General features: G+C 45.0%; 11 protein-coding genes. 9 read left to right on the top strand and 2 right to left on the bottom strand.

What is annotated here, in order from left to right:
• The first annotated feature begins 2 nt into the window (after positions 1 to 2).
• From icd to ptsP, 3 genes are all read left to right on the top strand, one after another.
• Positions 3 to 1,184, top strand: a complete 1,182-nt coding sequence (gene icd, locus NQZ91_02445; GenBank protein ID UUM58250.1) for an NADP-dependent isocitrate dehydrogenase — start codon at positions 3 to 5, stop codon at positions 1,182 to 1,184.
• Between the two features lie 155 nt (positions 1,185 to 1,339).
• Positions 1,340 to 1,603, top strand: coding sequence for a phosphocarrier protein HPr (locus tag NQZ91_02440; GenBank protein UUM58249.1), 264 nt, complete (start codon positions 1,340 to 1,342; stop codon positions 1,601 to 1,603).
• A gap of 4 nt (positions 1,604 to 1,607) precedes the next feature.
• Positions 1,608 to 3,341 carry a phosphoenolpyruvate--protein phosphotransferase gene (gene ptsP, locus NQZ91_02435; GenBank protein UUM58248.1) on the top strand — a complete coding sequence of 578 codons (1,734 nt, stop codon included), beginning with the start codon at positions 1,608 to 1,610 and terminating at the stop codon, positions 3,339 to 3,341.
• A gap of 80 nt (positions 3,342 to 3,421) precedes the next feature.
• Here ptsP and NQZ91_02430 read toward each other — a convergent pair whose 3' ends face one another.
• Entirely contained in the window at positions 3,422 to 4,909 is a 1,488-nt protein-coding gene (locus NQZ91_02430) for a DUF1846 domain-containing protein (GenBank protein ID UUM58247.1), read from the bottom strand.
• A 273-nt stretch (positions 4,910 to 5,182) separates the two neighbouring features.
• Between NQZ91_02430 and NQZ91_02425 the strand changes: the two genes are divergently transcribed.
• Both NQZ91_02425 and NQZ91_02420 read left to right on the top strand, forming a co-directional pair.
• Entirely contained in the window at positions 5,183 to 6,454 is a 1,272-nt protein-coding gene (locus NQZ91_02425) for an MFS transporter (GenBank protein UUM58246.1), read from the top strand.
• Positions 6,455 to 6,465: 11 nt separating this feature from the next.
• Complete coding sequence (locus tag NQZ91_02420; protein UUM58245.1) at positions 6,466 to 7,506, top strand: ArsR family transcriptional regulator; 1,041 nt, start codon at positions 6,466 to 6,468, stop codon at positions 7,504 to 7,506.
• Positions 7,507 to 7,527: 21 nt separating this feature from the next.
• Here NQZ91_02420 and NQZ91_02415 read toward each other — a convergent pair whose 3' ends face one another.
• Positions 7,528 to 8,526, bottom strand: coding sequence for a hypothetical protein (locus NQZ91_02415; GenBank protein ID UUM58244.1), 999 nt, complete (start codon positions 8,524 to 8,526; stop codon positions 7,528 to 7,530).
• Positions 8,527 to 8,722: 196 nt separating this feature from the next.
• Between NQZ91_02415 and rnc the strand changes: the two genes are divergently transcribed.
• From rnc to NQZ91_02395, 4 genes are read left to right on the top strand one after another with little or no spacing between them, the layout of a single operon-like run.
• Positions 8,723 to 9,409 (top strand): ribonuclease III, encoded by a 687-nt coding sequence (gene rnc / locus NQZ91_02410; protein UUM58803.1) that lies wholly within the window; start codon positions 8,723 to 8,725, stop codon positions 9,407 to 9,409.
• 2 nt (positions 9,410 to 9,411) lie between these two features.
• Positions 9,412 to 12,945, top strand: a complete 3,534-nt coding sequence (smc, locus tag NQZ91_02405; GenBank protein UUM58243.1) for a chromosome segregation protein SMC — start codon at positions 9,412 to 9,414, stop codon at positions 12,943 to 12,945.
• Positions 12,942 to 13,751 carry a Cof-type HAD-IIB family hydrolase gene (locus NQZ91_02400; protein UUM58242.1) on the top strand — a complete coding sequence of 270 codons (810 nt, stop codon included), beginning with the start codon at positions 12,942 to 12,944 and terminating at the stop codon, positions 13,749 to 13,751. The genes smc and NQZ91_02400 overlap by 4 nt, the downstream gene beginning before the upstream one ends.
• Positions 13,741 to 14,553, top strand: a complete 813-nt coding sequence (locus NQZ91_02395) for a Cof-type HAD-IIB family hydrolase (protein ID UUM58241.1) — start codon at positions 13,741 to 13,743, stop codon at positions 14,551 to 14,553. Before NQZ91_02400 ends, NQZ91_02395 begins: the two co-directional genes overlap by 11 nt.
• Position 14,554: the final 1 nt, after the last annotated feature.

The following is a 14,554-nucleotide window of genomic DNA, read 5'->3' as shown; positions in this document are numbered from 1 at the left end:
GTATGGCAGAAAAAATTAGATTTGAAAATGGAAAGTTGCTGGTTCCTGACCAACCCATTATTCCCTATATCGAGGGGGACGGTGTCGGTAAGGATATTTGGTCAGCGGCTCAGTCTGCGATTGATGCGGCAGTTGAAAAGGCTTATAATGGCCAGCGTCAGATTGTCTGGAAGGAAGTATTGGCCGGTGAAAAGGCCTATGAAACAACAGGAACTTCCTTACCAGACGAGACCTTAGCCACCATTAAGGACCACCTCTTGGCTATCAAGGGGCCCTTGGGAACGCCAGTCGGTAAGGGACATCGCTCGCTCAATGTCGCCCTGCGCCAGGAACTGGACCTCTTTGCCTGTGTGCGGCCAGTCCGCTATTTTAAGGGAGTGCCTAGTCCACTAAAAGAACCAGAAAAAACCAATATTACGATTTTCCGTGAAAATACAGAAGATATTTATGCAGGTATCGAATGGGATGCTGGAACTGCTGAAGTAGCACAGGTGCTTGCTTTCTTGAAGGACCAGATGGGAGTTAGTAAAATTCGTTTCCCTGAGACATCCAGTATCGGTATCAAGCCGATTTCTGAGGAAGGTAGCAAGCGCTTGGTTCGCTCTGCTATTGATTACGCCTTGGAAAATGGCCTAAAAAATGTAACCCTGGTCCACAAGGGCAACATTCAAAAGTTCACTGAAGGTGGATTTCGAAAATGGGGTTATGAACTGGCTCAACAAGAATATGCGGATCTTCTTAAGTCGGGTGATTTGGTAGTCAACGATATTATTGCGGACAATTTCCTTCAGCAAATCTTACTTGCTCCAGAAAAGTTCGATGTGGTGGCCCTCACCAATCTCAACGGAGACTACGCTTCAGATGCTCTAGCGGCCCAGGTTGGTGGAATCGGCATCTCACCAGGTGCAAATATCAATTACCAAACAGGACATGCCATTTTTGAAGCTACACATGGAACAGCGCCAGATATTGCTGGCCAAAACAAGGCTAATCCAAGTTCAGTTCTGTTGTCTGCTTGTATGATGTTGGATTATATGAATTGGAAAGAAGCAGCAGAGATTATTGTTTCTGGACTCGAAAAAGCTTTTGAAAATAAACAGGTAACTGTTGACTTTGCAAAGGATTTGGGAGTAGAACCCCTATCTACTAGTCAATTTGTTACGGCTCTTATTCAATATTTTTAAGATAGAAAGGCCTTGCGACCAGGCAGGTCTTTTTCTTAGAAAAATGAAAGAAATGCAAAAAAATCTTGAAAATGATTTCAAAAAGTGGTATAATCCTCCTTGTAAGGGTTATCATAATAGCCCAAATTTTGTAAAACAAAAAGGAGAATCCAAATATGGCTTCAAAAGACTTCCACATCGTGGCAGAAACAGGTATCCACGCACGTCCAGCAACTTTGCTTGTTCAAACTGCTAGCAAATTCGCTTCAGACATCACGTTGAACTACAAAGAAAAATCAGTTAACCTTAAATCTATCATGGGTGTTATGTCTCTTGGTGTTGGCCAAGGTGCTGACGTAACAATCTCTGCTGAAGGTGCAGATGCTGACGATGCAATCGCAGCAATCACAGAAACAATGGAAAAAGAAGGATTGGCATAAGAACATGACAGAAATGCTTAAAGGAATTGCAGCATCTGACGGTGTTGCCGTTGCTAAGGCATATCTACTGGTTCAACCCGATTTATCTTTTGAAACTGTTACAGTTGAAGATACAAATGCAGAAGAAGCTCGTTTGGATGCAGCTCTTGAAGCGTCTCAAAACGAGCTTTCTGTTATTCGTGAGAATGCAGTAGCTAGCCTAGGTGAAGAAGCCGCAGCCGTATTTGATGCACACTTGATGGTTCTTGCTGACCCAGAAATGATTGGACAGATTAAGGAAACTATCCGTGCTAAGAAAACAAATGCTGAAACAGGTTTGAAAGAAGTAACGGATATGTTCATCGCTATCTTTGAAGGTATGGAAGATAACCCATACATGCAAGAGCGTGCAGCAGATATTCGCGACGTTGCAAAACGTGTCCTAGCTCACTTGCTTGGTGTTCGTTTGCCAAACCCAGCAACAATTGATGAAGAGTCTATCGTGATTGCTCATGACTTGACACCTTCTGATACGGCTCAATTGAATAAGCAATTTGTTAAAGCTTTTGTAACAAACATCGGTGGACGTACAAGTCACTCAGCTATCATGGCTCGTACACTTGAAATTGCAGCTGTATTGGGTACAAATAATATTACTGAAATCGTGAAAGATGGTGATGTCCTCGCTGTTAACGGTATCACTGGTGAAGTTGTTATCAACCCATCTGAAGAAGTGATTGCAGAATTTAAGGCAGCTGGCGAAGCCTATGCTAAACAAAAAGCTGAGTGGGCACTCTTGAAAGATGCTCAAACAGTGACAGCTGACGGCAAACACTTTGAATTGGCTGCTAACATCGGTACACCTAAAGACGTTGAAGGTGTAAATGATAACGGTGCTGAGGCAGTTGGTCTCTATCGTACAGAATTCTTGTACATGGACTCACAAGACTTCCCAACTGAAGATGAGCAATACGAGGCTTATAAGGCTGTTCTTGAAGGCATGAACGGCAAACCAGTCGTAGTTCGTACTATGGATATCGGTGGTGATAAGGAGCTTCCTTACTTCGACCTTCCACATGAAATGAACCCATTCCTTGGTTTCCGTGCCCTTCGTATCTCTATCTCTGAGACTGGTAACCAAATGTTCCGTACCCAGTTGCGTGCCTTGTTGCGCTCATCTGTTCACGGTAAATTGCGTATCATGTTCCCAATGGTTGCTTTGGTAACAGAATTCCGTGCTGCAAAAGCTATTCTTGAAGAAGAAAAAGCGAAATTGCTTGCGGAAGGCATTGCAGTTGCAGATGATATTCAAGTGGGTATCATGATTGAAATCCCAGCTGCGGCTATGCTTGCGGACCAATTTGCGAAAGAAGTTGATTTCTTCTCTATCGGTACTAACGACCTTATCCAATACACAATGGCAGCAGACCGTATGAACGAGCAAGTTTCATACCTCTACCAACCATACAACCCATCTATCCTTCGCTTGATCAACAACGTTATCAAGGCTGCACACGCAGAAGGCAAATGGGCTGGTATGTGTGGTGAGATGGCTGGTGACCAACAAGCTGTTCCACTTCTTGTCGGAATGGGCTTGGATGAGTTCTCTATGAGCGCAACATCTGTCCTTCGTACGCGTAGCCTCATGAAGACACTTGACACAGCTAAGATGGAAGAATATGCTCACCGTGCCTTGACAGAATGTGCAACGGCAGAAGAAGTTCTTGAACTTCAAAAAGAGTATGTTGATTTCAACTAATCATTGAAAAAAGCAGGGACTGAATCCTTGCTTTTTTATGCTAAAAAATAGACTTGCTTCTGGCAAGTCTATTGTTGTCTTTAGTTCTTCTGATAAAACTTGTTATGCTGGTAGATAGGGTCAAAGGTTAGATTGATGCCTAATTTACGAAGGACACTCTTGTCTTCATCGGATAGGATAACGGTTGAGTGGGCTTCGCTACCATTTAATTGGCCCAATTCTTTCATTGCTTGTGTAGCGACAGGGCTGTCTTGTGCAGTGATGGCAAGGGCGTTAAGAATCTCACTTGCATCGAGTCGTGTATTGGTTTTATCCAGATAATCTGCCTTCAATTCTTGGATTGGTCGGATGTAGTTTGGTTCGATGAGAAGTGTTTCATCATCGATTTTAGCAATTTGCTTGATGGCATTTAGAAGGACAGTTGCAGTTGGCTTGAGGAGGTCAGAGGTTTTACCTGTGACAATCTCACCATTTGGCAGCTGAATAGCTAGGGCAGGACTGGTTGTTAGCTCTGCTTTTTCGCGCGCAGCGATAACAACCTTACGGTCAGCAGGTGTCACGCCAACTTCATTCATGAGGAGCTCAATCTTTTTGACTGCTTGTTCACCAACCCGCTCAGCTTTGAAATCAACCAAGGTCTGGTAGTAGCGGCGGATGATTTCTTGCTTGGATGCTTCGATCGCAGCTTCTTCGTCCACGATGGAATAGCCCACCATGTTAACGCCCATGTCCGTTGGTGAGGCATAAGGTGATTTGTTCAAAATGCGTTCAAAGGTACGGTTGAGGACAGGGAAGACCTCGATGTCACGGTTGTAGTTGACCGCAGTTTTGCCGTAGGTTTGCAGGTGGAAGGGGTCGATCATGTTGAGGTCGTCCAGGTCGGCAGTTGCTGCTTCATAGGCCAAGTTAACGGGATGGTGGAGTGGCAAGTTCCAAACTGGGAAGGTTTCAAACTTAGCATAGCCTGATGTTACGCCATGCAGTTGGTCGTGGTAGAGCTGGGAGATACAAGTCGCCAATTTACCTGAACCAGGTCCAGGTGCGGTGACAACGACGAGATTGCGACTGGTTTCAATGTAGTCATTTTTACCCATACCTTCTAGTGAAATGATGTGGTCAATATCAGAAGGGTAACCCTTGATTGGGTAATGGAGATAGGATTTGATGCCATGTTTTTCCAACTGTTTTCGGAAGGCATCTGCGGCTGGTTGGTTGCGGTATTGGGTAATGACCACAGAACCAACATAGATATCAATATCATTGAATGTATCAATCAAGCGGAAGACTTCTTGGTCATAAGAAATACCCAAGTCACCACGTGCTTTAGAATGTTCGATATTGCTGGCATTGATGGCGATGACAATTTCTACTTGGTCTTTTAACTCTTGGAGGAGTTTGATTTTATTATCTGGTTCATAGCCAGGTAAAACACGGGCTGCGTGGAAATCTTCCAACATTTTTCCACCAAATTCCATATAGAGCTTGCCTTCAAATTGGGCAATACGCTCTAAAATGTGATCACGTTGCAAATTCAAGTATTTAGTTGAATCAAATGCGATTTTTTTCATTATAAATATGTCCTCCAAATGTGTATTAATCTCTGGGAAAACAAAAAATAGCTCCCTAAAACTAGGGAGCCTTTTCTCCGACCTCTCAAATGAGGTGCCCGAACAATACTATAACAAACTGTGCTAATCTTGTCAAGAAAAAGTCAGATAGAAGGAAAATTAAATAATTGCTTAAAAAATATTTAATTTTTATGAAATTAAGTATTGACTTTACTGAAATAAAGTGTAAAATAATATTAAACAAATATTTAATATCTGTTTAAGGAGATGTTTATGAAAAAACTGGTCAACAATAAATTATTTCTATCCAGCTTTGTAGCGGATTTGATTTCCAACTTTGGTGACACACTCTACTACCTAGCCCTGATGAACTATGTCTTGCTTCTACCAGATACCAAGTTTGCCTTGGCTATGATTACCGCATCTGAAACCTTGCCGATTTTGGCTGGTCTCTTTATCGGGATTTGGGCGGACAAGACTAAAAATAAACTGGATACCATTCTTGCAACCCTGCTGGTTCGTGTCGTTCTCTATGCCCTCGTTGGTTTACTAATGGGATTTACACCAGCCCTCTGGATTGTAGCAGTTGTTTGTCTGGTCAATTTCCTATCTGACTTGGCTGGTCAGTATGAAAACGGCCTTTATATGCCACTTAGCCTGCGGGTCTTGGAGGCGGAAGACCGTGAAACTGCGATGGCCTTTAAGAACACCGTGGGTGGCATCTTGATGATTGTCTTTCGATCCAGCGGTGCCATTCTAATCGGTTATATGTCTTACCAGAATCTTGCCTTTTTCAACGCTGGGACCTTTTTGGTAAGCCTTGCGATTATGGCAGGTCTGCGTCCAGCTTTTGCCAAGATGTTGAAAGAAAATCCTATCCAAGAGGTTGAACGAACCGAAACAGGAGCAGGACTTATCAAGGGAATTGGTCAGAGCCTCAAAGAATCTTATCAAGCCATTCAAAACATCACTGTACTAAAGACTTCTATTCTGACCATTGCGGGTATCAATACGGTTGGCAGTGCCGTACCTCCCTTGGTTATCCTGGCTATGAAGGAGTTTTCAGACTTCATGATTGTCAATTCTGGCATAACTCTTGCCTTGGTCTTTAATCTATTTTCTGTCGGCTACATCCTTGGATCTAGTCTAGGTATGGCTTTCTTCAAACATGTCAGCTTGTCAAATCTGCTCAAGTGTTGTACAGTTTTGTCGGTCATCCTGTTTGTTGGCTTCTACCTTCATAATATTTATATTGTGATGGCGACTATCTTAGTCACTACCATGACGACTGGTATTATCAATCCCAAATTGTATGCCCTGATAATGAATGAACTACCCGAGGATAAATTGGCGACTATCAATGCAGGAATGGGGACCATATTTAATATTGGGATGCTTGCAGGTCAAGCCTTGGTCGCCCTTATGGTAACAATCTTATCTGTTACAAGCATTTCCCTTATCTTCCTCTTGCTTTCTGTAGGACTAGTAAGCTATACTATTCTTGTGGGGCGTAGGCCTAAAAATGAAGTAGTTGTTAAAGCTTAGAAAGTATGCGTATGAAATTAGATTACCGTGATTACCGCAGTGAAATTGTAGAAAAACTGTTCATTCCCTTGATTGTCAAGGATCGTGAAGAGCCGTTTGAGGCGGATTTTTCACAGAAAGAAAAAGACATTCTCAAAGATGCCTTGGACATTCGTGATGAGATGGAAGAAAAGTTGGCAGATTTTCGTCAGGAAGTCAATCAAGTCTTTGTCTGGGGATATATTTTTAACATTTTGCATAGTCTTTATTTCTATCTCTTGAATGATGGGCAGGATCCAAAGACGGTTGAGGAAACCTGTCAGTTGATTTTAAAGCTGTCTCAAGAAGAAGTAGAAGATGCCATGCGAACCATGTTGGCATCTGAAAATGACGGACATCATGAGAAGACCCTCAGCCTCATGGAACTTTTGGAAAAAACGGATAAAAAGCCGGCAGATAAGTGGTACTGGTCATTGGCTATCCGCAATCCCTTGGAAACAGTTGAGCGGTCTGTCCATCTCTTGGATAAGATGCTGCCAATCTATCAGCCTTACTTTGAAGGGGCAAGAGCAGAGCGGGAAGCCTTTGCTAGAAACTTTGACATTGAACAACTCTACAGAGAATCCAAGCAGTTAGCCATGACTAGCTTGGATAGCTTGGGTGTAGAAAATGCCCCATTTTTTGTCCTCAGTCCATGGTGTTTCTGGTTTGCCTATTACGGCAATGAGCAGTTTGACAATATGAAAGTCGCTCTTTTGGCTTCCTGTCGGATCGACCAGATTTTGCTGTCTAATGAGGAATTGGATATAGATGACTTGACTAATGTCCTCAAGGTTATCAGCGATAGTACGCGTTATCAGGTCTTGGTGGAACTGACCAAGCCCCATGCCAAGAGCAAGGACATTGCAGAACGACTCAATATCACAGGGGCGGCAGTGTCTTTCCACACCCAAAAGCTGATTAACGGTGACTTACTTCTCTTCAATACAAAAAATAGTGATGTCAAATACAGTGTCAATCAAGATTTGCTCCAAGAGGTGATTGATAAGTTGAAAGAGGATTTTGATTTGTAAAAAAGCCTTGTAAGTTAGATCTTACAAGGTTCTTTTGTGCTTAATGATTAACCAGCTGAGCAGTTGGCAAGTGATGATGGTGATAAGGAAGACTAACCAACCTTGCTGTATTTTGGTCAGGGAACTAGTTTCTAGGAAGAAAAAGCTGACTTCGACTGGGATAACATGGATAAAATAATAGTAACTGGCATATTCCTTTAGAAATTGGAATTTTTTCTGGCGGAAGAGGTCTGTGGTTAGGGTCCAAGCGACTAGATAGGCTGTGAATGGAATTAGGCTAAATAGAAAGTTCTTGTCGTAGCCCTGATTGAGATAGATGATTGTAGCCTCAAAAGTTAAAAGAGCTATGCAGACAAGTAGTTTGGTTTTTTGTCGGTGTTGGAAAAAAGGTTGATTGAGTTTGTCGGCTAGATAAAAGCCTGTCAGGACAAAAATCGGTGCGTAGAAGAGGCCGTTGCGGCTGGTGAAAAAGAAGGTTTTGTAGTGTTCAAATGCGGTTAGTAAAGCCGATTCTGCCAGGTAGGAGGAGTAGGTTTCAACTGAGCCTAGGAGATAGAGGAGGCAGGCTAGACATGCTGTGATGCGCCAGCCCCATTTCCTTAAAGAATAGTGGACGAGGACAAGACCTAGCAGGAAGGCGGGCATGTACCAGAGTTGGTAGCTGGTGCCGGTGTAGGTCAGTCCGACTAGTAGGGCGAGGGGATAGTAGGGGAGGGGGATTTCTTGGAATGTCAAGTAGATGAGGAAGAAGGGGAGGTAGAGGGCGGACCAGGTCAGGTACTGCTTGCTGTAGCGGATCAGGTATTGTTTGGAAAGGCTGGGGTAGTTGCGTCGGAGGAAGAAGCTGGCTGTAACCATGAAGTAGGGAACCACCATGCGACTAAAGATGGATTTTTGGATGAAGTGGAGCTGGTCTACTTCAAATAGTCTGCGACAATGGAGAGCAATGACTAAAACAGCTCCCATAAATTGCAGGAGGGAGAGGAGCGAGGTGTTGAGTGGTTTTGGTTTGTTTTGCATGTTAACTCCCTTCTTTTTTCTTCCATTTTATCGAAAAAGGATGGATATGTAAATGTTTGCAAAAAGATGAAGAGGGCTATTTGTTGAATGTTCAGTTCCAGAGGGAAGTCCTGTGGGAAATGTGGTATAATATTAGGATGAAGTGAATTTGAAACTTCTATTTTGTAAGGATTACTCTTTAGAAAGGAGTTAGATGATGAAAGATTTACATAAAAAACTTTTGGCGGATTTTGGGATTGATTTTTCGGATTTGAATTTGTTGGAAACGGCTTTTACCCATACTTCTTATGCCAATGAGCATCGCCTTCTAAAAATTTCACATAATGAACGCTTGGAATTTTTAGGAGACGCTGTTCTCCAATTGATGATTTCCAAGTACCTCTATAAAAAATATCCGGATAGACCGGAAGGGGAGATGTCCAAGTTGCGTTCGACCTTTGTTCGTGAGGAGTCCTTGGCTGGTTTTTCGCGTGCCTGTGGCTTTGATAGCTTCCTTCGTCTTGGTAGAGGAGAAGAGAAGTCTGGGGGGCGCAATCGTGATACCATTTTGGGAGATGCTTTCGAGGCTTTCTTAGGAGCTCTGCTATTGGACAAGGGAGAAAAGACCGTGGAGGACTTTATCCATAAGGTCATGATTCCTCGTCTGGAAGAGGGGAATTTTGAGCGCGTGACCGACTACAAGACAACCTTGCAAGAACTCTTGCAGGTCAACGGAGAGATTGTGATTTCCTACCAAGTCGTTGCGGAGTCTGGACCTGCTCATGACAAGACCTTTGAAGTCGAAGTATCAGCAGACGGTCGTGTCATCGGTCGAGGTACTGGTCGATCCAAGAAATTAGCTGAACAAGCCGCCGCAAAAAATGCTGTGGAGGCTAGAGGATAAGTATGTATCTGAAATCAATTGAAATGCAGGGCTTTAAGTCCTTTGCGGACAAGACCAAGGTGGTTTTTGACCGTGGAGTGACGGCCGTTGTCGGTCCCAATGGCTCAGGCAAATCCAATATTACAGAAAGTCTGCGTTGGGCACTGGGTGAGTCATCTGCCAAGAGCCTACGCGGTGGCAAGATGCCGGATGTCATCTTTGCAGGGACGGAAAATCGGAAGCCGCTCAATTACGCATCGGTGACGGTGACGCTGGATAATTCTTCTGGCTTTATTGCTGGGAAGGAAAAAGAAATCAAGGTGGAGCGCCAGATTTATCGGTCGGGCGACAGCGAGTATCTGATTGACGGGAAAAAAGTTCGCCTGCGGGATGTGCATGACCTTTTCATGGATACTGGTCTGGGACGGGATTCATTTTCTATTATTTCCCAAGGTCGGGTTGAGGCGATTTTTAATTCCAAGCCGGAAGAACGCAGAGCTATTTTTGAGGAGGCGGCTGGTGTCCTCAAGTACAAGACCAGAAAGAAAGAAACCGAGAGCAAGTTAGCCCAGGCTCAGGGAAATTTGGATCGTTTGGACGATATTATCTATGAGTTAGACAATCAGGTCAAGCCTTTGGAAAAACAAGCACAGACAGCCAAGAAATTTTTGAAATTGGATGCAGAGCGCAAGGAGCTCTATTTGGATGTCTTGGTGGCCCAGCTCAAAGGGAGCAAGGAAAGATTAACAGCTAAGGAAGCAGAATTGGCACAGGTTAAGGCGGATTTGACCACCTATTACCAACAGCGTGACCAGCTGGAAGAGGAAAATCAGCGACTGAAATCGCATCGTCATGCTTTGTCTCAGCAAATGGAGCGGGAACAGGCTGTCCTCTTGGACTTGACCAAGTTAATCAGTGACTTGGAACGAAAAATCGAAGTCCATAAGTTGGAGTCCAGCCAGAATGAAATCAGTCGCCAAGAGGCAGAAGTCCGCCTGCAAAGCATGCAGGACAAATTGGCTACGGTAAGAGAAGAAGTGGCGAAAAAGACCGCGGCCATGATAGAGTTGGAAGAAAAATTGTCTGCCTTAAAGGCAGAGATTGCGGCCGTGGACAAGGAAATTTCTTATTTTTCAGAAGATCCAGACCAAGTCTTGGACCATCTGCGGGAGCAATATGTAGCCCTTATGCAGGCGGAGGCAGAGGCGTCCAACCGATTGACCAAATTGCAGCAGGAAATTGCCAATCAAATCAGCCTATCAGAAAGCAAGTCGGAGGAATTGACCCGCTTGCAGGCTGAAAAAGAGACAGCAGAGAAAGAGCAGGCAGCCGGTCAGACCAGATTAGCCGAGACCGAACAGCATTTGCGAGACCTCTTGACCGATTACCGTCAGGCAGAAATGCAGGTGAGCCAAGCGGAGCAAGCTTACAAGGAGCAACAGTCGGCTATGTTCGACCTCTTGGATGCGATTAAGTCTAAGCAGGCGCGCCAGTCAAGTTTAGAGGCCATTTTAAAAAATCATTCGAACTTTTATGCAGGTGTCAAGGCGGTCTTGCAGGTAGCGCCGACTATCGGTGGCATTATTGGTGCGGTCAGCGAGCAATTGACCTTTGATACACGCTATCAGACGGCACTGGAAATCGCCTTGGGTGGTGCCGGCCAGAACGTCATTGTAGCGGATGAGTCGACTGCCAAGCGGGCGATCGCTTATCTGAAAGACAAGCGTCAGGGTCGGGCGACCTTCCTGCCCTTGACGACCATTAAACCTCGTAGTTTGGCGAATCAGCAGCTGGCAATCTTGCAGGCGACACCCGGTTTTTTGGGCATGGCCAGTGATTTGGTGACCTACCAAGCGCATTTGGAAAATATTTTCCAAAATCTACTGGGCACCATTGCCATTTTTGAGACCATTGACCAAGCCAATCAAGCGGCGCGAGCGACAAAGTTTCAGGTGCGGATAGTCACTATGGATGGTTCTGAAATCCGTCCCGGTGGTGCCTTTGCCGGGGGTAGCAACCGCAACAACAATACGACCTTTATCAAGCCGGAATTGGATGCCCTTGTGGGCGAAATAGCAGAGCTGTCTCGTAAGCAGAAGGAGCAGGAAAGCCTTGTTGCCAGCCGAAAAGAAGACTTGGACCAGACAAGATCAACGCTTGAAGAAATTAAATCTCAAGGTGAGGAGGCGCGTCTGGCCCAACAATCTGCTCAGATCCATCTGGAACAAGCCGAGCAACACTTGGGGCAGGTAAGAGCGCGCTACGACTTGCAAATCAGCCAAGTCAGTCCAGAAATCCTCTCAGAATTGCAGGAGCAGGCGGACAAGGAAATTACACTGGTTGATAGTTTAAACCAGAAAAAAGCACAATTAGAAGAGCAAATCCAACAGGTGCGGGACGATCGCGACAGCATCCAAGAAAGTTTGGAGCGCCTGCGCAATCAGAAGAGTCAGTTGACCTTGGAACAGACGGAATGGACCAGTCAACTGCGCTTTGAACAGACGGATCTCCGCCGTTTGCAGGACGAACAAGTGGCGATTGAAAAGGAAATCCTGATGTTGCAGGATGTCATTGACCAAAAATTGGTTGCACTGGAAGATACCAGTCTGGATGTTCTGGAGGAACAATTGCAGGCCGCGACGACCAAGCAGACTGATACCAATCAGATTCTCATCCGCCTCAAGTTTGAATTAGAAGATATTGAGGGGCAATTTGAGGATTTGGAAGGGCGGTTGCAACAGGCGCGTGCCAAGAATGATGACCTCATTCGCAAGCAGGCCAAGTTGGAGGCCGATGTGGAGCAGTTCAGTGACAGACTGCGTCATTTATTGACCAATTTGACCGAGCAATTCAAACTGACCTTTGAGGCGGCCCAGTCTCAGGCAAAACTTGTTGATGATTTGCCACTGGCTGAGCAGGCGCTCAAGGATTTGGAACGAGCTATTCGAGCGCTAGGACCTATCAATCTGGATGCTATTGAGCAGTATGATGAAGTCAACAGTCGCTTGATTTTCCTTAATGAGCAACGGGCAGATATTTTGTCGGCGCGTGATTTACTGCTGGAGACCATTCATGAGATGGATGACGAGGTTAAGGAACGCTTTAAGGCTACCTTTGAGTCCATTCGCGGTAGTTTCAAGCAGACTTTCAGACAGATGTTTGGCGGAGGTTCTGCGGATTTGATACTGACGGACAATGATATTTTGACTGCGGGGGTGGAAATTTCTGTCCAGCCTCCGGGGAAGAAAATCCAGTCGCTCAACCTTATGTCTGGTGGCGAAAAGGCCCTCTCGGCTCTGGCTCTGCTATTTTCCATTATCCGTGTCAAGACCATCCCGTTTGTTATTCTGGACGAGGTGGAGGCGGCTTTGGATGAGGCCAATGTCAAGCGTTTCGGGGATTATCTCAATCGCTTTGATAAGGAGAGTCAGTTTATCGTCGTGACCCACCGTAAGGGGACCATGGCGGCGGCGGATGCTATGTATGGTGTGACCATGCAGGAGTCGGGCGTGTCCAAGATTGTGTCTGTCAAATTGAAAGATGTGGAGAAACTATGATAAAGAAAGTATTTGCCAGTGATATGGATGGGACTTTTTTGCGAGAGGACCATAGCTTTGATAAGGAGCGGTTTGGCCGGCTGTTGGATGCTTTTGAGGATAGGGATTATCTTTTTGTGGCTGCCAGCGGTCGGTCCTACCCCAGCTTGAAGCAAGTTTTTGCAGGATTTGAACATCGTATCGCCTTTGTGGCGGAAAATGGGGCGGTTGTATCCTATCAGGATGAGCTGATTTTTATGGATAATCCCATTCCGAGCTCGGTTTATTTGAGGCTGATTGAGGAGCTGGTGGCCAGTGGCATTGTGGAAGCTCACCATGTCACCCTGTCTAGTTTGTCGGGTTCTTATATGCTGGAAGCTGTTGAGGACGATCTTTTGCGTGATTTGTCGGGCTATTATCAAGATATTCGTTTGATAGCTTCTTTTGAACAGGTGACGGAAGAGGTCATCAAGCTCAACATCTATGTTGCGGAGGAAAAACGCCAGCAGGCCCAGGATTGGATCAACCAGCATTTTGGCAATCTTTCAGCGGTAACGACAGGATTTACCTCTATTGACATTATCCTATCAGGTGTGCACAAGGCGGTCGGTCTTGGTCATCTTTGTCAGCATCTTAGATTGACGGCAGAGGATGTAACAGCTTTCGGGGACAATCAAAATGACCTGGAAATGCTGGAATTTGCTGGCTTGGCCATTGCGACGGAGAATGCTCGCCCTGAAGTCAAGGCAGTCGCAGTTAAGGTTATCGGTCACTGCAATGACGATGCAGTTTTGACCTATTTGGAGGAGGTAGTATATGGCAATTAAGTTAGTTGCACTCGATTTAGACGGAACCTTGTTGACGTCTGACAAGAGGATTTCTGAGGAAAATAAAAAAGCCCTGCGAGCAGCGCGTGACAAGGGTGTGTACGTCGCTCTGACAACAGGGCGCCCCCTGCAAGCTATTGGAGGTTTCTTAGAAGAACTAGATTTACTTGGAGAAAATCAATATTCTATCACTTTTAACGGTGGTCTGGTTCAGGAAAATACAGGTCGGGTTTTGGATAAGGTGGGCTTTACAATCAATGAAGTCCGTGCTATTCGCCAGGTAACCAATCAATTGGATTTGCCCTTGGATATCTTGCACGGGGGGGATGTATACTCTCTACCGGCTGCCCACGAATCTCTCTATTTAACTGCCAACCCCCTTTTGAAAAAAATCAAGGTGACTGATGACGAATTGCCAGAGGACTTCGTTTACAATAAGGCTGTGTCGGCAGTAGATGCAGATTTTTTAGATGGACAAATTCCGAAAATTCCTGCGGAATTGCACGAACGATTTGAGATTTTCAAATCGCGTGATATTCTGCTTGAGTGGAGCCCCAAAGGTGTCCATAAAGCAAACGGTTTGTCCAAGTTGATAGGACATCTGGGGATAGAACAATCAGAAGTCATGGCTTGTGGTGATGAAGGTAATGACTTGTCTATGATCGAATGGGCAGGTTTGGGTGTTGCCATGGCTAATGCGACTGATGAAATCAAGTCTGCGGCCAAGCTTGTTCTGCCAAAAACCAACGATGAGGATGGGATTGCCTGGGCAATCGAACATTATGTATTAAACGAGGACTAGT

It is taken from the genome of Streptococcus suis (genome assembly GCA_024583055.1).
GTDB lineage: Bacteria > Bacillota > Bacilli > Lactobacillales > Streptococcaceae > Streptococcus > Streptococcus suis_V.
Note: the sequence above shows the minus strand (reverse complement) of the source record. Positions and strands in the feature narration are given on the sequence as shown.